Annotated in this window: 23 protein-coding genes and 2 pseudogenes; 12 read left to right on the top strand and 13 right to left on the bottom strand. The window is 59.0% G+C overall.

Annotation, left to right across the window (positions count from 1 at the left end; all coding sequences use genetic code 11):
• Positions 1-136 precede the first annotated feature (136 nt).
• From IVB18_RS11770 to IVB18_RS11745, 6 genes are all read right to left on the bottom strand, one after another.
• Entirely contained in the window at positions 137-1,036 is a 900-nt protein-coding gene (locus tag IVB18_RS11770) for a DUF5677 domain-containing protein (RefSeq protein WP_247989319.1), read from the bottom strand.
• A gap of 43 nt (positions 1,037-1,079) precedes the next feature.
• Complete coding sequence (locus tag IVB18_RS11765; RefSeq protein WP_247989318.1) at positions 1,080-1,343, bottom strand: hypothetical protein; 264 nt, start codon at positions 1,341-1,343, stop codon at positions 1,080-1,082.
• 45 nt (positions 1,344-1,388) lie between these two features.
• Positions 1,389-1,589, bottom strand: coding sequence for a hypothetical protein (locus IVB18_RS11760; protein ID WP_247989317.1), 201 nt, complete (start codon positions 1,587-1,589; stop codon positions 1,389-1,391).
• Positions 1,586-1,978: a hypothetical protein gene (locus IVB18_RS11755; RefSeq protein WP_247989316.1), complete on the bottom strand. Its 393-nt coding sequence runs from the start codon at positions 1,976-1,978 to the stop codon at positions 1,586-1,588. Before IVB18_RS11755 ends, IVB18_RS11760 begins: the two co-directional genes overlap by 4 nt.
• An 802-nt stretch (positions 1,979-2,780) precedes the next feature.
• Complete coding sequence (locus IVB18_RS11750; protein WP_247989315.1) at positions 2,781-3,158, bottom strand: hypothetical protein; 378 nt, start codon at positions 3,156-3,158, stop codon at positions 2,781-2,783.
• A complete protein-coding gene (locus IVB18_RS11745; protein WP_247989314.1) occupies positions 3,139-3,504 on the bottom strand; it encodes a hypothetical protein in 366 nt (121 codons plus the stop codon). Before IVB18_RS11745 ends, IVB18_RS11750 begins: the two co-directional genes overlap by 20 nt.
• Before the next feature lie 166 nt (positions 3,505-3,670).
• Here IVB18_RS11745 and IVB18_RS11740 point away from each other — a divergent pair, with 166 nt between their 5' ends.
• The 9 genes and pseudogenes from IVB18_RS11740 to IVB18_RS11700 all read left to right on the top strand — a co-directional run.
• Entirely contained in the window at positions 3,671-3,880 is a 210-nt protein-coding gene (locus IVB18_RS11740) for a hypothetical protein (RefSeq protein ID WP_247989313.1), read from the top strand.
• A gap of 20 nt (positions 3,881-3,900) precedes the next feature.
• Positions 3,901-3,996 (top strand): annotated as a pseudogene (locus tag IVB18_RS11735) (SOS response-associated peptidase); the annotation flags it as partial.
• A gap of 375 nt (positions 3,997-4,371) precedes the next feature.
• A complete protein-coding gene (locus IVB18_RS11730; protein WP_247989312.1) occupies positions 4,372-4,548 on the top strand; it encodes a hypothetical protein in 177 nt (58 codons plus the stop codon).
• A gap of 12 nt (positions 4,549-4,560) precedes the next feature.
• Positions 4,561-4,710, top strand: coding sequence for a hypothetical protein (locus tag IVB18_RS11725; RefSeq protein WP_247989311.1), 150 nt, complete (start codon positions 4,561-4,563; stop codon positions 4,708-4,710).
• A 551-nt stretch (positions 4,711-5,261) separates the two neighbouring features.
• On the top strand, positions 5,262-5,477 hold the full coding sequence (locus IVB18_RS11720) for a hypothetical protein (protein WP_247989310.1): 216 nt from the start codon (positions 5,262-5,264) through the stop codon (positions 5,475-5,477).
• A 696-nt stretch (positions 5,478-6,173) separates the two neighbouring features.
• Positions 6,174-6,761, top strand: a complete 588-nt coding sequence (locus tag IVB18_RS11715) for an RNA ligase family protein (RefSeq protein WP_247989309.1) — start codon at positions 6,174-6,176, stop codon at positions 6,759-6,761.
• Positions 6,762-7,045: 284 nt separating this feature from the next.
• On the top strand, positions 7,046-7,552 hold the full coding sequence (locus IVB18_RS11710) for a nuclear transport factor 2 family protein (RefSeq protein WP_247987073.1): 507 nt from the start codon (positions 7,046-7,048) through the stop codon (positions 7,550-7,552).
• A gap of 935 nt (positions 7,553-8,487) precedes the next feature.
• Positions 8,488-10,374 carry a peroxidase family protein gene (locus tag IVB18_RS11705; RefSeq protein ID WP_247989308.1) on the top strand — a complete coding sequence of 629 codons (1,887 nt, stop codon included), beginning with the start codon at positions 8,488-8,490 and terminating at the stop codon, positions 10,372-10,374.
• A 146-nt stretch (positions 10,375-10,520) separates the two neighbouring features.
• Positions 10,521-10,643 (top strand): annotated as a pseudogene (locus tag IVB18_RS11700) (IS110 family transposase); the annotation flags it as partial.
• A 341-nt stretch (positions 10,644-10,984) separates the two neighbouring features.
• Here the strand turns inward: IVB18_RS11700 and IVB18_RS11695 are convergent.
• From IVB18_RS11695 to IVB18_RS11665, 7 genes are all read right to left on the bottom strand, one after another.
• On the bottom strand, positions 10,985-11,320 hold the full coding sequence (locus tag IVB18_RS11695; protein ID WP_247989307.1) for a hypothetical protein: 336 nt from the start codon (positions 11,318-11,320) through the stop codon (positions 10,985-10,987).
• Complete coding sequence (locus IVB18_RS11690; RefSeq protein ID WP_247989306.1) at positions 11,317-11,586, bottom strand: hypothetical protein; 270 nt, start codon at positions 11,584-11,586, stop codon at positions 11,317-11,319. Before IVB18_RS11690 ends, IVB18_RS11695 begins: the two co-directional genes overlap by 4 nt.
• A 63-nt stretch (positions 11,587-11,649) precedes the next feature.
• Positions 11,650-11,886 carry a hypothetical protein gene (locus tag IVB18_RS11685; RefSeq protein WP_247989305.1) on the bottom strand — a complete coding sequence of 79 codons (237 nt, stop codon included), beginning with the start codon at positions 11,884-11,886 and terminating at the stop codon, positions 11,650-11,652.
• Between the two features lie 517 nt (positions 11,887-12,403).
• Positions 12,404-14,842: a DUF3987 domain-containing protein gene (locus IVB18_RS11680; RefSeq protein WP_247989304.1), complete on the bottom strand. Its 2,439-nt coding sequence runs from the start codon at positions 14,840-14,842 to the stop codon at positions 12,404-12,406.
• Complete coding sequence (locus tag IVB18_RS11675) at positions 14,839-15,072, bottom strand: hypothetical protein (RefSeq protein WP_247989303.1); 234 nt, start codon at positions 15,070-15,072, stop codon at positions 14,839-14,841. The genes IVB18_RS11680 and IVB18_RS11675 overlap by 4 nt, the downstream gene beginning before the upstream one ends.
• Positions 15,069-15,458 (bottom strand): hypothetical protein, encoded by a 390-nt coding sequence (locus tag IVB18_RS11670; RefSeq protein WP_247989302.1) that lies wholly within the window; start codon positions 15,456-15,458, stop codon positions 15,069-15,071. Before IVB18_RS11670 ends, IVB18_RS11675 begins: the two co-directional genes overlap by 4 nt.
• A 62-nt stretch (positions 15,459-15,520) precedes the next feature.
• Positions 15,521-15,751, bottom strand: coding sequence for an AlpA family phage regulatory protein (locus tag IVB18_RS11665; RefSeq protein ID WP_247989301.1), 231 nt, complete (start codon positions 15,749-15,751; stop codon positions 15,521-15,523).
• Between the two features lie 284 nt (positions 15,752-16,035).
• Between IVB18_RS11665 and IVB18_RS11660 the strand changes: the two genes are divergently transcribed.
• From IVB18_RS11660 to IVB18_RS11650, 3 genes are all read left to right on the top strand, one after another.
• Positions 16,036-16,248 carry a hypothetical protein gene (locus IVB18_RS11660; RefSeq protein ID WP_247989300.1) on the top strand — a complete coding sequence of 71 codons (213 nt, stop codon included), beginning with the start codon at positions 16,036-16,038 and terminating at the stop codon, positions 16,246-16,248.
• 12 nt (positions 16,249-16,260) lie between these two features.
• Complete coding sequence (locus tag IVB18_RS11655; RefSeq protein ID WP_247989299.1) at positions 16,261-17,982, top strand: recombinase family protein; 1,722 nt, start codon at positions 16,261-16,263, stop codon at positions 17,980-17,982.
• Positions 17,983-18,477: 495 nt separating this feature from the next.
• Positions 18,478-19,737 (top strand): primase-helicase family protein, encoded by a 1,260-nt coding sequence (locus IVB18_RS11650; RefSeq protein WP_247989298.1) that lies wholly within the window; start codon positions 18,478-18,480, stop codon positions 19,735-19,737.
• Positions 19,738-20,049: the final 312 nt, after the last annotated feature.

Raw genomic sequence — 20,049 nt, 5'->3', positions numbered from 1 at the left:
TTGTTGGTAGCTGGTATGCCCTTCCTTCTCCCCTTGTGGGAGAGTTGGTTGCGAGCCTTAATAACACAACAATATCAATGCGTCGGCGTATTGGTGTCAAGCGGGTGTAAAAAACAGATTCTTTTGCAAAAGCGCGTTAGATCGCGGGCCAAGTCTTGCCCGACAGGTAGCTCTCGTGCGCTTGGTCCACCGACTCGATGCGTGCGCCGAGGTCGCCCAATTGTTGGCGCAACTGATCGAACGCGGCCTCACCTCCAATAAAGATCAGAAACTCTGCCACTGCGGAAAGCGCGAGATGTCCGAGCGCGAAGAGCGGCTGCGGGCGCGGCCGACCCCACTCGAAATTCGGAGTAAACGCACCGGCTTCATCCGATACCAAGTGGAATTGATACAGGTCGTGCCAAGAGCCGTGCACGTTGTGGGACATGCCTCCGAAGACGGCCAGATACGGCTGCTGCAGCCCGACAGCCGCCGCCTTCTGACGCAGGTCTTTGCCGCCCCAAGGTGCTCGGTCCTTAAGATCAACGCTGTCGAGCATGACACCGGCCATCCGCGCGGCCCGATCAATAGAATTGAGCATGCGCTGCTCGATGTGAAGGACTTCTCCGCCGCGCTCTCGGATGTTGGCTTGGATTGTGTCGTGCAGCCTGCGCTCGTGCTTCAGCGAATGACGGACGAAGGAGCTAACCAGTTCTGGGGAGAAGTCCGCGATCAGATAGCGGACATTGACGATGGTCTCGAACGCCAGTCGGCTCAGGATCGTGCTGGTCTCCATCCTTTTCTGTACGGTCTGGTCGAGGAACGCAGAGAGCAACTTGGAAAGCCGCACCATGTTGCCGCCGACCGCAGCCTGATCGCGTGTCCATGCCGGTGCCGGTCCGAGAACACATGCCGCCACGCTGACGTAGGATGTCACCTCTCGCAACAGCTCCGAGGCGAGGACCATGAAGTCCCATTCGCGTGTGAAGGCGGCAATTGCGACCGGGTCTACGGTCGCCCGCTCGACAGCGGGGAATGGTCCTTTTGCTTCGGTCATGATGTCGGGGCCAAGGCTCAGCGCGTCATTCGATGATGCTGCGTTAAGATCGCAGCCCGGACACGCCACGCGAGATTCCGCAGGCCTCCAGCACGTTCCAAGCCGCGTCATTTTCGTCCGGCAGCGCGACGGCCGCGCGGGTCAATTCGCGGACGGCCTCGACAGGCGGCAACCATGAGTGCCACAGGCGATCTCTGATCGCATCGAATTTGGTCTGCTCTTCCTTATTCAGCGGACTAGCTTGCGGGTATTCATAGTGCCGCTTGTTCAGTGCCTGATAGCTTTCGATCTCGGCATCGGAAAGCACGCCGAAATAGCGATCATCGGCGATGCGTCCGCCCTTATCGATCAGCTATCGGTGCGGAAGGATGTTGAAGAGGCGACCGTCTTCGACGATGCAAACCACGAAGCGATGTTCGCCAGCGGTCACGTAGGGCAGCGACGCAAAATCAGCGTTCAGCGCGCGAAAGCTCATCCAGTCTTGCCAAGCGATGCGATGCCACGCGCCGTCGCGCCAGTGCAGCACCTGTTGTCCCTCATCAAGCGAAATCATTGGCCTTGTCCTAACTTCGGACGGTACGCTTCTAGCAGCTCCTCGAACGTCATGTCGTTCGGTTCTAGAGATCGTCCGATCAGCGCCTTCGTTAACGCACGGCACATGGGGTAACTGTTTGAACCAAGCGCCCTGAATTCTTCTACCTCTGAGAATTCCCGAAGCACCGCGCTCAGATCAACGCCCTGCGTCGCCAGATCGATGGCGGTCTCAAGCATCAGGTGGACGCGCTGGCTGTCGTTCATTTCCTGCCACTGTAGGTACGACGCGCCGATAGGGTCGCCCCAAGCGCCACCTCTGGTGTCCGGCCGATGTTCTCCCTTCGCTGCGACACGCACTTCATGCGTCGAACTATTGGTCCAAACGACAGCGTCCTTGGCTTTTGTCATACCCCGATGGCCTTCGCTTGCAAGAATGAGGTGAGTGACTCGGACTGGGCGGAATTCCTCGCGAATCACGGAGTGCAACGATGGCACAATGCTGGGTAGCAATGCGAGGATTGAGCCCATTGTCCCAGCAATTCACAGGCCTCGACCCCGAAGATGCGGGCACGCCAATCGTCCCGCGCCCTGCTAAAGTCGCGTCTCTGGCTGGAGCGAAATCCATGCAGTCGGACGATATGTTCGATTGCTTGGTCATACAGGAAGATGACATCGTTCATCGTCGTCAATCGTTCGGCTTTTCGTAAAGGTCTATATCGCCGATTGCTTCCTCGATGAGATCGCGCAAGGCAATCAACGTGTCGCTGAGAGCCATGGCACTGAGTGAAGGAGAGATAGCGACCGCAAAGGGAATGCTGCTTCGCGGAGATCGACAGCACGACATCGCCTCTTATTTCAAAGGAGCTGATGTAATGAATGTGTCTCGCCGGATTCCACAAAGTAGGGCGGCTGTGGGGGGGCCAACAGTTTGCAGGTGGAAACCCTCAATTGCCGCATGTCCTGCACCGCCTTGCAGCCGGATCATCCATTCCCATACGCTTTCTATTCTCCGCTCGTCTTATGATTTTTACACTCTCGCCGCCAGAACAGACGAAGAGTTATTCTCCATCCCGTCGCAACCGATTGTCGAAGCAGAAACCCTTCTGCTGGTGCAAACTGAGCAAGACCCTCTGACAGTCGTAGAGCTGCGCGCCCTGATCCACGCCGCGTGCTCTTTTCTCGGACCCGTATCGGAAAGGCTGCACATTATTCAGCGAGATGACCGCTGAAACGCCCCGGCAATCGCCTCCAACGGCGTCGGCTCGTACCGCGACAAACCAAGTGCCAGCATCCGCTGCAGCAGCCGTGCCGCGTCTCGGGTGCGGCGGGCGTCGTCGGGTGCCTGCAGCGCGGCCTCGATGTCGCGGATGTTGAGCGGCGCCAATTCGAACGGCTGCAGACGCAGCGACGTGACCTGACAATTGTACGCGGCGAAGCGGCCGACGCGCGCCCATGGCCGCTCGCTCAGCATGTCGAAGATTTGTCGGGCGCGGCCCTTGCTCTCGGCGCGCGTGATCGCGATCTCGCGGCTGAGCGCGTCGATGTCGGCGTCGCTGAGCGGGTCAGCGTCAGTTAGTCGGCTCGTCATCGGAGCGGCCCTCCAACAAACGCTGGCGCGTGTAGTACGAGACCGGCGCATCCGGCTCGCTCGGCTTGGTGGCGACGCGGCCGGCGGGATTGATATTCAACCGTCGCGCCAATGTTGTGCAGGCCCGGAGCTGCCCCAGCCAGATCGGAAGCCATGGGCTCGGCTTGTCGCCGGTCGGAGTGCTGACGACAGGCGCGGCGTCCAGCTCACCGGCCGCGCGTCGTTCGGCGACCACGGCCCTCGCATAGGCGGCAAGGGTCGCGATGTCGGCGGGGAGGAAGTGATTCGGCGGCGAGCCCAGCACGACCGCGACGAATTCGGCAACCTGCAACCCATGCCCCGGCATCCAGCTCCCTTGATCCGCAAGCCGAAGCTGCGCGATGACGCTAATGCGAAAAGTCGGGGGCGTTGCCGATTTACAACCCGCGAAGACATCCGAGACACTAAGCTGGTCGATTGAGACGGCGAAACATACTTCATATTTACTTAAACATGATCAGCGGGGGCGAAAGATGTTTGATGTCTATCGCAATGACAAGCGCGACTTCCTCGTTCTAAGTACAGGCTCTGCCGTACCCGTGCTTTACTCTGCACATAAGTGGCGCAAGAGCAGAAAAAGAGTTCTCAAGGTCAGCGATGAAATCAAGTCAGCCGTCCAGGCACAAGGCTATTATCTCCGCAGCCTGCGGGCCAACAGGGAGCGAATGATCGAGGTCGAGTAGGTCGTCGGCCGGTGTTCTCCATTTGCAATCTCTACAGCATCGCTAGAAGCCAAGCCGCTATCCTCGCGCTCTTCCGCGTGGTCAATCGCTGGGTCGGCAAGCTGCCGCCAATGCCGGCGTCTTTCTAGACTACCTGCGCCCGTGATCCGTAACACCGGCCCGGGACCGAGATGACGATGACGCATTGGGGGCATCAGTTATCACCGCGCGGTCGCGTCCCGATGGTTCGACGGAACACGATCTCAATGCACCGGACGCAGGCCAGGCATAGATGATCTACGGAGGAGTTTAGCTCTGCACGATGTGACGCGAAGGAACCACCCCAGTCTGCGCTATGGTTGCCTCATTTGGCCGCCCCATCGCAACTGACCTGCCATGCAGTCGCGCCGCTCGCTTCTTCCTTATCCGCCGCGCACCGAGCAGTCGCTTCCGGCCGGGAAGAAATGCTCTGAAGTTGCGTTAGCCGCCACCTTCACGCGGGAGAATGGCGGGTGCAATCTGTCGATTACTATTTGAGGCAGGCCGAGGTTGCCTCCCGGTTCGCTCTCGCCGAGTCTGATCCAGAAAAAGCACAGGCCATGCATATCTTGGCTCTGGAGTTTTTCGAGAAGGCCGAAGTGGCGAAGACCAAGCGATCCCTCCCGCCAAACCAAATCGCCATCCGCTGAAAGTTAGGTCGCATGTTCGTCGCCGTGGCAATGATGGTGGCGATCACGGGCGGCTTGGGATTGCTCATGCTAGCAGTCACGCTGGCGGCCTTCTCTTATTTCGACGGGCGATCCAACGCGGCACAAAAAACGGCCTCAGCGAGGGTAATGCTGAGGCCGTGATGGGGTCTAACAAGCTCCGACGGGGGGCCGTCAGAGCGGTTGTTGAAACGTTTCAGATCGCCACTTGTTCCGGGAGGGCGACAGACCATCGCGCTCAACGGAGGCACAGCAATCCGACGTTGGTGACGAGAACGATGAACCCCGTCATCGCAGCGCACAAAAAACAACGCTCAATGAAATCCATCCAGACGCCCTCGCCATTCCCAGCAAAGACATACTTCCCCTTCACGTCGGCTTAGCTCACAATCTATAATTGTACGGATCATGCCCGGGGATGCTGCTCCGACCGGTGCTCCAGTTCGATGTCGTGCCGCCACCGGAGAAGATGTCGCCTGGAAGACGCGCTGGAGTATGAGGGTGTCCGCTCAACCCCATTGCAGACCTAAGCCGGGAACGGGGCATGTCCACGAAGGGCCAACGAGCAGAAGTCGGAGTAAAGAGACCGCCAACTGAGGCGGCCTCCCAAATTCGTGAAGGAACATGAGTTATTTAATTTGATTTAATTCCTGCGGCGGCTATTTAATATTCCGGCCGCAGCGGGAGGAACAACGATGCCCTCGGACCAAGATGATCGCCGTGAATTTCTAAAAAACTGTGGGAGATTCGCGGTCGTGACGCCGCCCGCCATTACGGCGCTACTCTCGACCTCTCTTACCAGCACGGCAATTGCGCATTCCGGCGGTGGGTTAGTGCATCATGGCAATAACGGCTGGGGTAATGGCGGCGGTGACGGCAGCCCCAACGGCAAACCTGACAAGGATCGCTGATAGTCCTAGGGCGCGAGACGGCAGGCGCGGGGAACGCATTGCCGATTGCCAAGTTTTCTCAATGCCCTTCTCCAAGGGCGACCCCGTCGGCCCCAGCTCCACCACCCCATTGCCCCGGAGCTGGGGCCATTTTTGTTGGGCCTCGATCCAACAGGCAAAGTAGGCCACGCCTAAATCAATGTCCTTCGGGGTCATTCGCGTCGGCTCGCCTCTTGGAGTCGTAACTTCCGCTCTACAGCCGACTCCGGACATCTCGCCGCAACGCACTACTGACGTGATGTGCCCTACAGGCCGAACCCGCAAGCTGATCTCGCGCACAAGCCTGAGCGCCGCGTCAGTATTTCGGCTAGAAGAACGCCTGATCGAACTGGGGAGAGAATGCTCATCCCAAATAGCGCGATAGCAATTCATCTACTCATGGTTGTGGACCGGGAACGATGCTGCGCAAGTTCAAGAAAACGGCCCCAGCCGCAGGTTGGGAGGACAGCCGGGGCCGGCATTCCCATTCCATGTGCCGCAATCGGCGGTAATCGGCACGCCCCAAGTTTCACACGCACAAGCTAACAAACTACTTCGCGGTCCAGCGCCGGACCAGCCCACGAGCTGCCGCTCACGCTCCGCGACATGAACGAAGGTTAAGGCGGCGTACCGGCAGGTTCCACTCCCAAACCAGCCGCGAATGCCTATTTTTCCCGCATGCGTTCATTTGAGTTTTGCCTGCCGACCAAGGGCACAACAGTCCCGGACGGCCCCGATTGGCTTCACGAAGTAAAATACGACGGGTATCGCCTCCGCTTGGAGCGCGACGGCGACCGCGTGCGCCTGATCACGCGCGGCGGTTACGATTGGGCCAGCCACTATCCATGGATCATCGAGGCCGCGCGCAAGATCAAGCAGAGACAATTCGTGCTCGATGGCGAAGCGGTTGTGCTCGGCGTCGATGGCATCTCAGATTTTAACGCGCTTCACTCGCGCAAGCACGATCACGAAGTGCAGTTTTGCGCCTTCGATATTCTCGCCGAAGGCGGTGATGACCTCCGCACGCTCCCCTTATCGCTGCGGAAGGCGAACTTGGAGCGCTTGTTGGCGCGGCGTCCTGAAGGTGTGTTCGTCAATCCGTTTGAGCGCGGCGAGATTGGGCCTGATCTGTTTGGAGCTGCCTGCAAATTGGGGCTAGAAGGGTTAGTGTCCAAGCGGCGCGACCGGCCCTATCAGGGTGGGCGTTGTCGCTACTGGATCAAAGTGAAAAACCGCAAGCATCCAGCGATGGAGCGCGAGCTATAAGAGATTTGGATCGGTCGCGAGATCACGGATTAGGGCGGCTTTTCCAATTGGGCCTGCATGCCCCTCATGGCTACCTTATCGCTGTTCCGTTTCAGGAACATTACAAATACATCTACGTGACCGGACGTGGCCAGAAATGAATACATGGCGTCGCCTGATCCGCGTTAGTTTCGGGGTGCGGGGCGTGTCCCCTGCGCCTCGTCCATCGGACAGCCGGTCTCACCCTCTCGAACCGCCGGAGGACCGGCTGGCCCGAGGGCTGGCGAAGAGCGCCCGCGCCAAAAATGCTTCGGTTTTTCCGGGGCGTGCCCGAAAACTGCTTTGTCGAGATGCGCCAACTTAGAGAGGAGGACATCATGCGCATAGCTCCAGCATTACTTTTTTGTCTACTCACCGCTACTCCCTCGGTATCGTTCGCCGCAGACGCCAAGACCGACGTCGAGAAAGCCTACGCCACCTTTGATGCCGCATTCAACAAACAGGACGCGAAGGCCGTCGCTGCCAACTATGTCCCGACCGCCAAGGTGCTGCCGCCGACGCACGAAGTCGCGTCAGGCCCAGCGGAGATCGAAAAGTTCTTTGCCGGGTTTTTCGCGAATGGTGTGACCGGCCACAAGCTGGAGGTTATCGACGCGGGCGGAGACGACAAGGTCGTCGTCGGCACAGCCAAGTGGAGCGCTACGGGCAAGGACAAGGACGGCAAACCGGCTCCCTTTAGTGGACTTGCCATGCACGTCTTCGAACGCCAAGCGGATGGTTCGTTAAAGCTGAGGTTTCATACCTTCAATTGAGTTGGTCGTCTGATCAAAGCCCCAAGGATGGCAAGTAGGCCAGCGATCAGTCGTCGCGCTGCAAGTCTCAGTTGGAGCTTGATGGCCCCGGGCACGTCAATGGCCCCGACGTATTCCACGCCGGGGCCATTCAAGATCATCCGGCCGGTTACATCCGCCGTGCCTTACGATCCTTGATCTCGTCGATTACCGCACGCGATCTGGTGCAGAACGTGGCACCGTTGCGGCACCGATATGAACACATTGCGCCCGAAAGCGCTCGGCCTCCACCTCGGCCTTGCGCCAGTCTGCGCGCCGCCGGTGCTCAACCGCCAACGCCTTACGCGTCTCAACATCGATGATGATCTTGTCGATCTCGGCGCCGTCCAGCGTACGACGAATGCGGCCGCAAGTGCACCGAGAACATCCCTGTGAGGCCGCAACAGATCATCGGCCATGGTCTCGCAGAGACGGATAAACCGCTCGACCGCTTCTGCCGACCGACAAATCATCGGCGCGTACTTGATCGTATGTTCGATGTCACTGACGGAAGGCACAGGTTCGCCGTCAAGCAGGACCGCTGCGGTGAGCTGCTTGGTGCTTCTTATCCCCTTAGCCGTATGTCCGGTATGCGGCCGAGAGCAGCCCAACGCGGGGACGGCGCGAAGGTCAGAGATGGGCCAGGGTTTCTTCATTGGAACAATTCGGTACGAAAGCGTGGCTCCCTGCAACAGTGCGGGCGGCCGGCTCGAGCAAACGGACGAGTTCGACACGACCCGCTGCGCGGGCGCGCAATGACCTGCTCGTGGCGAGCTTTGAGTGGCGCGATACTATGATTAAGAAGCGATATCGTCATGCAACCACCACCTGAACGTCACAATAGATCATCAAAGCGTCATTCTCAGGGCGGGCAATGAGCGGGAGCTGGGGCCATACACCTAAAGGGAGGGTGAGCCATGGCAGTTCGATTCCATACCCTCGACTTCCGAACCATCGACGGCTCCAACAACAATCTTGCCGATCCCACCTTGAACCAGGCCAACACCGACTTTGGCCGAGTGGGTGCGGCGAATTTCGCCGATGGGTTCAATGAAATGACACCAGGGCCGAATCCCCGCGAGATAAGTAACATCGTTGTGGCGCAGGAGGACACCGGAGGGGACGGCCCGCATTTGATGGACGACAACGGCGTCGCGCTATCAGGCATGATGTATGCGTGGGGACAGTTCATCGATCATGACCTTGACCTGGAACGACAAGGCACGACGACGGATGCTTCAATAGTGGTCCCTGCCAACGATCAATTTCTTGAGCCCGGCAGTTTAATTCCCTTTACGCGAGTGGCAATTGATCCGGCTACTGGCGTGGAGGGAAGTCCAGCTACTGCGATTAATACGGTTACCGGTTGGCTGGATGGATCACAAATCTATGGATCGGATGCCGTTACAGCAGCCAGCCTCCGCACTGCTGATGGTCATATGAAAGTATCGGAGGGAAATAATCTACCGATTGTTGATGGCAGCTTTTTGGCAGGAGATGTGCGGGCATCGGAGAATCCAGACTTGACTGCGTTGCAAACTTTGTTTGTTCGCGAGCATAATTATCAAGTGGACAAGCTGCACGCGGAGCACCCAAACTGGTCTGGTGACAGATTATACGAGACCGCGAAAGCCATCACGACAGCCGAGATGGTCAACATAACATATAACGAATTTCTTCCGCACCTCCTGGGTGACAATGCCATAGCGGCCTACCAAGGCTATGATCCTAATGTTGACGCCAGAATCAGTGAAGAGTTCGAAGGTGCTGCTTACCGTTTTGGTCACTCAATTGTCTCTGACGAGATCAGTGCCATCGATAATTATGGTGCGTTCACCTCGGAACAAACTCTGGCAGAATCATTCTTTGAGCCGACTGGAGTGTTCGCTGAGACCGGGGCTGATGGATTATTACGCCATCTCACTGGTGATCTTGCCAACCCGCTCGATAGCCATATCGTCGATGGCCTTCGCAATTTGTTGTTCGATCCACCTGCCGGGATTGATCTAGCTGCGATCAATATTCAGCGCGCTCATGACTTAGGCTTGGGCACGTTGAACCAAACCAGAGAAGCATTAGGGCTGGAAGCTTATACCAGCTTTGATCAACTGACGTCTGACCCGGAGACAGCAGCTGCCTTTGCGCAGGCTTATCAAGGCGACATCAACGCTGTTGATCTTTGGGCAGGAGGTCTGGCGGAGGACCACTTGGCCGGGTCAGTCATTGGTGAAACCTTCGGCAAGATCATTGCTGATCAGTTCACAGCATTACGTGACGGTGATCGTTACTATTTCGAAAACCAAGGCTTTGATCAAAAGACGTTGAGTGAGATCAAGGCAACCACCCTCTCTGACTTGATCTTGCGGAATACCGATACGACGGCAATGCAGGATGACGCCTTTATAGCGACTGAGCGTCACAGCGGCACATTGGCTGGTGTCGATCCAAACGGTGATGACGCAGCAGACGGTATGGCTCAACTGGTAATCGGATCAGATGGTCAAGATACCCTAACCGGTGGCGATCTAAACGACACGCTTGTCGCGGCGAGCGGTCATATGACGATGACCGGTGGTGAAGGTGCCGATACCTTTGTGTTCGACTTTAATCTCATCAACGGTCAGCACAATACTGCCACCATCACCGACTTCGATCCGAAGGTGGACAAGCTGCAGCTTTTAAACGACCAATACGTCAAAATATCCTCCGACCACCACGGCGGAACACTGCTGCAAGTCGGCAACGACACCATCGACTTGCCGGACGTAAAGCCGAATGAGTTGAACGATCGAGGCTGGGCATAAGATCAATGCTGCGTCGTTCTAAGTGAACGGCGCAGCACCTCTCAATTGGCGAGATGACGCCGTTTTCAAAACCAGATGGTCCGGCCGTGCTCCTGCCCCGCCAGCAAGCGAAGCTGGCAAGGGGCGCCAAAGACAAGGAGCACGCCATGTCTCAGACACCCAATACTGCGATCGCCGTGATCGGCATCGATATCGGCAAGAACTCGTTCCACGTCGTGGGCCACGATGCGCGCGGCGCCATCGTGCTGCGGCAAAAGTGGTCGCGTGGGGTCAGACTCGGAACTCGAACTACGCAATCGCGACTTCCGCTTTTCCCACAACAGCAGACTAACGGCGCTACGAACTCCTTGATGCACTTAGAGCCATTGCACATGATCGGCCAGTTAGTGCAGCGTCGCGGACGGCCGCTCCGTCATCGCCTCGACAAATTGCCGCAAGCCATCCATAGCTTTGCTGCGCCACGCCTCCAGCTCGCCGGCGTATTTCGACAAGTCCGCACGAAACTCTTCTCCGTCAATGTCGGCACCGCGAGCAAGCAGACGGCGCGCATAGGCCGTGAGCGCAAGATCGCGATGGCGGCACAACTCGGCGTTTGCTTCGTCTAATATTTTCATTTTGTGCCACGCTTCACAGCCAGTCGCCAAAAATTTCCGCCTTCACCCGGCCGAACGCCGGTGTTTTCCGCGTCGGTATGCCAAATCGAACCCGCATGGGTGACGAAGGACCCCGGCGGATACGTCCGCGATGCATCCCAAATGCCCAAGTAACGCAGTGTCGGGCGCGACTCGAGTTCCTTGAGCCGCTCTTTCAACGGCGCGGTTGCTTTCAGCACGAAATCGCCGATCACTGGGGCGAGCGATTTGACGAGGCCTTCGATCTCGGCTCGCCGCTGGGGCGACACTTTGGCTTCCACTGCGCGACGTTCTTCGGGAGTTGGACCGTTCATGGCATGTGCTTCGTGTTCGCTGGCTTGCCATGCCGCCTTTCGTAGGCAAGCTGCAACCGCGACTGTTCTCGAACCAGTATGCGCGCAGCCGAAACGTTATCGGGGTTGTCGCGATGCCACAGCAGTTCGCGGATGCGTTTTTCCAGCCGAGCGATGGGAATTAGATCGTCAATTTCGGGCGGAAGCCGAACAACAAGGCGCGCTGCTTTTGCTGCGGCCGACCGCCGCCCATATTCCAGTTCGCTCGCTGTCAACCGGACGACCATGTGTCTGCCCTCAACCTGGTTTGAAGTTGATCTCCTCAATAGCAAATCGCGATCCGGATTCTGTTACGCTGTAACCTTCCGACGCAGTTTCTGCAGTGCCAGCTTCAAAGCTTGCGCGAGCGCTCGTCCATCTTGCTCATCCCATTCCGTCAATGTGCCCTGGCCGCGAAGCCAGTCCTTGTCGTCCCCGTCGAGATCAATGGCAATTCGCGTAGCGCCGATCGCTTGGCGCGCGCGGTGTTCCCGCATGCGCTGGGCGGCGGCCATCGGTGCAAGGTGCGCCTTCGCCTTGGTTTTCACGGTGGACCTCCCGGGCTAAATGCCGTCAAAATGGGCAACCCCCTTCTAGGAATTTGATCCCATCGCATAAGGACCAGCCGGTGCGGTTCTCGGGGCTTTGCTGGGCCATTTCTAAACCTCCCCCCGGTGTCACCGGCTTTTCAATCCCTCGACCACGCCCTCGCGCGCGGGCTCCCGTGGTGTTCTGATAGATCATCGTGCCGGGCGCGCAGAATCATGATTGCCCCGTGCCGACGTCCCGAGCGCGCGGCGTCTACAGTGTTTTCGACACGACGATCTGTCGCCAATGTCCCTTGCGCGCGCGGCGCAAAAGGGAGAATGGACGAGAGAAATAAGAAGGGTCGAACTTTGTATTTATATCTCACGCCCGCAAGGGACATTGGTGACAACTCGGGCGCGTTGCGGTCGGTCGGCGCGTCACCGCCTGAACAGTTGTCGCCATTGTCCCTTGTGTGCGCGCACGGGCGCGACACACTTCGCTCCCTCGATTGCCCAGCCGCGCGCGGCTCCCGTCCGCTCACGGCTCCACTCCCCCACCGACAGCGTCGGCAATCGTCTGGCGAACTTCTGCACGGCGAGCGGCTTCGACCTTCGCCCTCTCGGCAAATTTTTGATGCACCGCCGGATTGACCAACCAATGCGTGGGAGCGCCGCGCAATCGCGAGGGGGTGCGCTCAAGCCAGCCAAACGCCTCCAGTTGCTCGAACACCGCCAGTCCAGCCTCTGGCGAGAGGCGACGCATGACACGGTCACCCCGCTTGAGGTCGCGATTGGTGATCTTCTTCAGGCCGTGAGACAGGATGTATCCCGCGACTGCTGTGACGCAATCGTGGTCGTTTGATAGCCCGAGCACGGTCGTATAGAACGCCATGGCGTGCGGCAGCAGGAAACCGTGCAGAAAGGCACCAACCCGCCGGGCCGCTGCCTCGCTGATCACGGCGGGAATATCGCCGAAGCCCACCATATTCTCGGCGCAGTGCCAGATGACGCACAGCCGCGCAAAGATGCCGTCGTACTTGCCGATATGCGCAGCAAGTTTGCGGTGGACGAACTCAAGAGACTGCAAGTTCAGGTGCTTGAGTTCCAACTCCTGTCGATAAGCCTGCGCGCCATCATCAAAGCGGAGTGTCGCGTTGCCGAGGCAGTGCAGATGGCGGATCAGAGCGGTGTACTCCGCCACGACCGGAGACGCAGCTTCATCCCGGCCAGCCTTGGCGGGTGACACCATGATCGGCAACAGGCGCTGCAACAAACCGTCGTCCACTGCTTCGTCTGCAATCTGGCGGATGGGCTCCGGCTGGATGCCGCCAATGAGCGAGATTGACAGATTGTCGATGTAGACCAGGCCACGTCCGACCCGCTGCACCGAATAGGTGCTACCGTTAAATGCTTCCAGCCAGAACGAACGATCTTTGGCCGAGCCCCGACCGGCGGAATATTTGTCCATGGAACCGAACCAGCCAGACAATTCGTCCTGATAGCAAAGCAGGCCATCTGGGCTGTCCTTGGCGACATCCTGCGCAGCCTCAATCGTGGTATCCTGAAGAATGCTGCGCACTTGCTTCGGCGGATTGGTCTTGAGCTTTTCCTCCTTCGGCAGCTTGTCATAGACGGCGCGCTGGTCGGCATAGTCGCGCGCCTGATCGGCGTCGATCTTGCGCAGCGGGCGGGCTGCTGCGATCATGATCGGGCTCTTCTTCGAGCTGGGCGGGCCGACGAGCGCTACCCACAGCCGAGCAGCTTCAAACCAACCGGTGTTGTGGCGCTTGACCTGAAGACGAACGCTGTCGGGAATGGCTCCCGCGCAGACGGCCAGCGCCGACACGGCGATAGCCGACATATCGGCACCCATGTCCATTCCTTGGTCGTGCGCAAAGCGTTCGATGACATCCGGCAGCAACCCGCGCAGCAACGACGGCGGCTCGAACTTGCCCCACAGATCGACCGGATCAACCGCAGCCTTCGGACCAGCGTTGGTTGCGTCGCCGCCCTCGGCTTCATCCGGCTCTGGCTTTCCGAACTTCTTGCGCGTGTAATCGATCAGCTCCTGAATATCGCGGTCATCGATGCCGCCGTCACTGTATGGCGCACACGCCAACTTGATCTGGAGGTCGGACCAACCTTTGCCGACGGTGCTGCCAACGAACAACAACATGGGCTCGCGCCAGCCCTTGCCGGGCGTGGCGCGGCTCTGCTTGAGCAGCGCCAGCAACTCTTCTTCGCTTTTGCCGCGCTTCGCGCCGTAACGGTCGGAGTAATCAGAAAACGGATCACCCGGTTCGGCAGATGTCTGGTCAGCCGCCTTTGCGCCAGTGACCTCGGATTGAGCAAGGTCGTCGCGCAGATCAATGAAGTCCCCGTCGATCACTTCGGCGCGATGGTCAAGGCCCGGCTTGTTCATCACCCAGCCGTAAAAGAACGCCTGACTCAGCGCGAAGCTCTCGTTGGCAGCAATCTTCTGCGCGCCGAGCTTGGTTTTCATGGCGCCATTGAGGCGAGCCACCAGCTTGGCGCGCGTCTCAGGCGGGAGCGGCTGCGAGGTCGGAGCGAGGATGCGCCAGCGCTCTGCGCCAGGGCTGTGCGAAGGCGACGTGTAGACGAGCGCGGAGATGCCCAGTTCGCTAACGGCCTTCAAGGCGTCATCAAAGGCGATGTTCTGGTCGTCATGTTCCAACTCGATGCCGGTGATGTGCGTCAGGTTGGCGTCATGGCGCAGACTGCCATTGGCGCTACGCTTCGTGCCGAACACCGCCAGCTTCAACAACGGCAGCTTGCCCTTCTCTCGCGCGGCAGCGTTCAAGACACGCTCGCGCAATTCCATCAAGGTCAGGTTGTCGGTGGTGCAGGTATTGGCTGCAAGGTCCTTGAAGAAGCTGATGTGCACCTTGGCACTGGCGACACCATCATCGATAGCCATCGGCTCGCCGCCCGGCGAATTGGGATCGTGCGCGTTCACGGGCGCACCCCACGCGTTTCGCTGAGGCTCCGGATGTGCTCCCTACAGGCTCCGATCAGGATGTTAGCTTGAGCCTCGGTGAGACCATATTCGCTCCTGCGCCGCTGCTCCTCGTTCCGCCAAGCCCGGAGATCGTCCACGCTCTTGGCGAGCGGAATGACTTTCTGCGCCAACGCGACGTAGGCGGCCGCCTGACGCTGCTGCTTCAGGATTTGGGCGAGCATGTTCATGGCCGCGCCTCCGACTGCTGCTGCGGCCCGCTATCCCGCCACAGCTCCGGCTGACGCAAGAGCCAACAGCGGGTTTCGGTGATCAGCTTGGTGTTACTATTGAAGCCGAGAGTGACGCAAGTGAGCTCGATCTGCATGGCGAGCCAGTTCTTGTCGAGCTGGCGCCAACCGCCATCGCCAAAGAGCCACGCGCCATTCGGGCTGTTGATCAGCTTGTGACCGTTCGCGCGCAATCGCGCCAACACACGCAGACCGGCAGCGATGTGGCGCTCGCTCTTCTTGAGCGGCTTGCGCGGATTGAAACCGAATTCGATCGCGAAGGCGAGAGACGGGTCGTTGGTATCGACTTGCGTATCGCTATCCGCGCGGTTATCGTCATCGTACATCTGAATATTCCTGATCCGTGGTGATGATTAGGCGGCCTGTGGCGGGCCGCCTTTTCCGCGACTTAGTCGACGCGCTCAGCTAGGGCCTGCGCGGCAACGTTGCGCGAGCGCCGTGCAATCGCGGCACTGACCCAACCCTCAATCTCTGTGGCAATCCAACCCACGCGCTTGGCGCCGATCGGAACGCGCCTCGGAAATTTTCCCTCAGCTTCGAGACGATCGATGTACCGGCGACCGAAGGGAACGCCGTGGTCGCTCAGTTCAGGAAATAACAACAGCTTGCGAACTGACATGGTCGTGCTCCTGTTTCTAGAGTAAGCACGCCAATTCATTTGGACGTGCGCCCTGTTACGTCAGGACGCATCCTAACTAGGCCTAATTCGCGATTTGAGAAGTGAGTTATGAACAAGCACGTCGTCATGAGGCGACGTGCTTGTTCATAAGTCATCTTCGGCTGAACGGCAGGATCATCGCGTCGGCCCGAAAGGTGTGTTTTGAACAGGCAGCAGCGGCGAGCAGCAGGTTCTCGTTCATAAGTGGATTGTGCGAAGCAGTGCACTTTGCTTGATGCTTCCTGGTGGAGCGCAATCATCAGGATGATGAGTCGTTGACGCTGGACCGCCCGTTGCGGGCGCCGGCCGCGATTGCGTCTGACGGCAGCATGGCTCCTATGATACCGCTGGATCGGCCAGACGAGGCTATTCTCCGCTATGTGCGGGAGCTTGCCAAACGGCTGGCACGAGAGGATCATCAGGTCGAGATCGCGACCCGCCAAGCATCCAACCTGTGACGAGCGAAGACGATGATCCGCGCCGCCATTTACGCCCGCTTCTCCTCCGACCTGCAAAGCGACAAGTCGATCGACGATCAAGTTGCATCGTGCCGCGACCTTTGCAGTCGCGAGGGCATGGCGGTGATCTCGACGTTTGAGGATAGGGCCATCTCAGGCACCGGCGCGATCAACCGTCCCGGCTTCCAAGCCCTGATGCGCGCCGCCGAGGCACGGCTATTCGACGTCATTGTCGCCGAGGATTTGGATCGCGTTTTTCGCGATCAGGCCGACTATCACACTGCCCGCAAGCATCTCGATCACCTTGGCGTGTCACTGCACACCGTGTCCGGCAAGGTCGGCAAGCTCGACGGCGCGTTGCGTGCGCTGATGAGCGAGATGTTCATCGAAAATCTCGTGATCCACACGCGGCGCGGACTTGAGGGGGTGATCCGCGATGGCCGGCACGCCGGCGGCCGAGCCTATGGCTATCGCGCGGTGCGGGGCAAGCCGGGCGAGTTGGAGATCGTCGAAGCCGAGGCCGAGATCGTGCGCGAGATTTTCGCCGATTACATCTCGGGCAAGACGCCGCGCATGATCGCGAACGATCTCAACAAGCGCGGTGTGCGGCCGCCGCGTGGGCGCCAATGGAACGCATCAACGATTAACGGCAACGTGTCGCGCGGCGGCGGGCTGGTCCTGAACGGTCTGTATGCCGGCCGGATCATCTGGAACAAGGTCCGCATGATCAAAGACCCGGTGACGCGCAAGCGTCTCTCGCGTCCCAATCCAAAGGATCAATACAAGATCGTCGAGGCGCCGCATCTGCGCATCGTTGATGATGCGACATTCAGGGGTGCGCAAGCTGTCAAGGCCGAGCGCCGCCGTGACGCCACGCCGGCGACCGCGCAAAAGGCCCGCGCGCCGAAGCGGGTCTTTTCCGGGTTGATCAGGTGCGGTTCGTGCGGCGGCGGCATGGCGTCAATCGGCAGCGACGCGAAAGGTCTTCGCTTGCAATGCTCGACGCATAGGGAAAGCGGATCGTGCGGAAATGGCCGCCGCGTTTATCTCGACGACATCGAGGCGCTCGCGATCAAGGGGCTCCGCCAGCACCTCGCGCATCCCGAGGTGATCACCGAATTTGTCGATGCCTATAACGCCGAGCGCAAGCGGCTCAAGAAAGAGGCGAGCACCGAACGCTCCCGGCTGGAACGGCGGCTCGGGGAGATCGGGCGCGAGATGAAGCGTATCGTTGACTCCATCGTGATCACGGGCATGCCGCCAGAACAGTTCGTCGCCCGGATGCAGGAGCTTGAGGCCGAGAAGGCCAAGGTCATCGCGGGGCTCGATGCCGCCAAGGAAAGCGACAACGTCATCGCCCTGCACCCCAAGGCGCTCGACCGCTACAAGCGCGCTGTTGTGGAACTAGCCGACGAGTTCAAGCGCGGCACGCCGACCGAGTTTGCGACCATCCGCGAGCTGGTGACGGCGATTATCGTGCATGCCAGCCCGAGCCGGCCGGGCGGCATCGGGACCAAAGCCAACGCCGAAGATGACCGGAGCGTTCGGATCGACATCAAGGGCCGCCTCGCCGCGTTGTGCGGCAATCCGGCCCTGTTTCCGAACATGGCTATGTCGGGGGGAACGTTGGTAGCGGGAGACCGTTTCCACCAAAGCCCCCCCGGCAAATCCCTCCCATTTTCGGTGTTCGCGGCAAAGAAATCTTACGGGGCCTCCTCTCAGAATAGCGCATAGGGCGCACTGAGAGGGCCGTACACACGATTAGATCCAAGGGGCTGCTGTTACAGCCCGACACGTTCAAAGGCGGCCCCTTCCGGGCCGCCTTTTCTTTTCGCCAAGAACAAGAGCAGCAAAGATGGACAGGACAGAGAACGGTGGCCTCCCTGAGGCCGCCGCCAAACCCGTTCGCGCTGAAGGTCGCGGACAGGACTTTAACGACGCGCTGGCCAGGACGCCGGCCGAGGTGATCGCCGATTGGATTGAGTCTAGGGACATGCCGCCCATGAGCGAATCCTCGCGATCGTCGAATCTGACGATGACGAGCCAGCTCCCTCCGGGGAGGGGGAGCAAAGCGCTAGGGGCGCCGTCCATACTCCCAACACCTCGCCACGCTCCTGGGGGTTCGATGTCGAGGAAGTCAACCGTAGCTACGCGCTGGCGATTTGGGGTGGTAAGGCGCTAGTAGTGAATGAGCAGCCGCACGGGCCGGTTAACGACCGAGTGCGACTGATGACCTTTGAATCCATGAATTCGTGGTTTGCAAATCGGCCGACTGAAGTGGTGGGAACCGATGGCAAAATCAAGTCGGTAACCTGGGCGAAGGCTTGGCACCAGCATCCGGATCGCCGGCAATATGACGGAGTCGAGTTTTTCCCGAACCCGGACGGCGTCCCCAGTACACCGAACTATCTCAACCTCTGGCGCGGCTTTAGCGTCACGCCGTCGTCGGTCGGGAGTTGCGCCCGGTTCAAGGACCATCTGCGTGTGAACGTCTGCCGGGAGAATGAAGAATATTACTCCTATCTGTTTGGCTGGATGGCCCACCTCGTGCAAAAGCCGCGGGAGCGGCCAGGTATCGCGTTGGTGATGCGTGGTCAGAAGGGCACCGGCAAAACCGTTGTTGGCGAAGTCTTGGGTTCCCTATTCGCGCCGCATTATTTTCCGGTGGACGATGCGAGGTATCTCACAGGACAATTCAATGCCCACATGGCGACTTGTTTGCTGCTGCAGGCCGACGAAGCGATGTGGGCCGGTGACAAGGCTGCCGAAGGCCGGCTTAAGGGATTGCTCACTTCGCGGATCCAGATGATCGAATCCAAGGGTGTTGATCCGATCCGAATGGAAAACCGTGTCCGGGTTATCATGACTTCCAATGAGGATTGGGTCGTTCCTGCTACGGGCGACGAGCGTCGGTTTTTCGTGCTCGACGTTGGCTCATACGCTCAGCAGAACAACGAATATTTCGCAGAACTTTTCGAAGAATTGGATCGGGGGGGACGAGAGCGCCTCTTGCACGAGCTTCTGTCGTTCGATCTCAGCCAATTCAACATCTGGCGCATTCCGCAGACGAAGGCGCTGCTCGATCAAAAGTTGAGATCGCTGGATCCGATCGATGATTTTATCTTCAATCGGCTTTGGGCGGGGGCGTTGCTCAGCGGCGATGATGTATGGCGCAGCGTCGTCGTCAGGGATGATCTGTATGAGGAGTATTTGAAAGAAGCCAGTCGTATGGGAATCGGACGCAAGCGTAGCAAAGCCGACTTTGGAAAACGACTCAACAAACTTATCTCCGGGATCGGAGAGACCAAGGTTACAATTGAGAAGGAGCACGGTGTTGCGGGACGAGCTTATGCTCACGTGATGCCATCTCTTGACGAATGCCGCGCAGCATTCGATAGATACGTCGGTCAACCAATCGATTGGCCCGCGCTCCTGTTGGGGGAGAGCGAGCGAGGGCATTGCGCCATGCCGGACGACGTTCCGGTCTAGGCTGTCCAGGCTAGGCGAGCATGCCTAGACGCCTACTTCTCAATGAAATCAAACGCCGGTCTAGGATGTCTAGGCAGTCTAGGTCGCGCGCGTGTAGGCAAATTCAGACGCCGGTCTGGGATTGAGCCGGCTGTTTTGTTTTTGACCTTCTTTTTTTCCTAGACTGCCTAGACATCCTAGACAAACCCCGCACTTTTAGCGGCATCTCGCGTCCGGGCACCGTGCCGGCGCCTAGACATCCTAGACATCAACTCGAAAACCAACGGGCTGTGTCCGCCGATGCGTCATGACGACGCTTCGCGCGAACAGGGC

Origin of the sequence: Bradyrhizobium sp. 186 (genome assembly GCF_023101685.1) — a bacterium.
Lineage (GTDB): Bacteria > Pseudomonadota > Alphaproteobacteria > Rhizobiales > Xanthobacteraceae > Bradyrhizobium.
The sequence above is the reverse complement of the archived record's forward strand: the minus strand, read 5'-3'. Positions and strand labels throughout refer to the sequence as shown.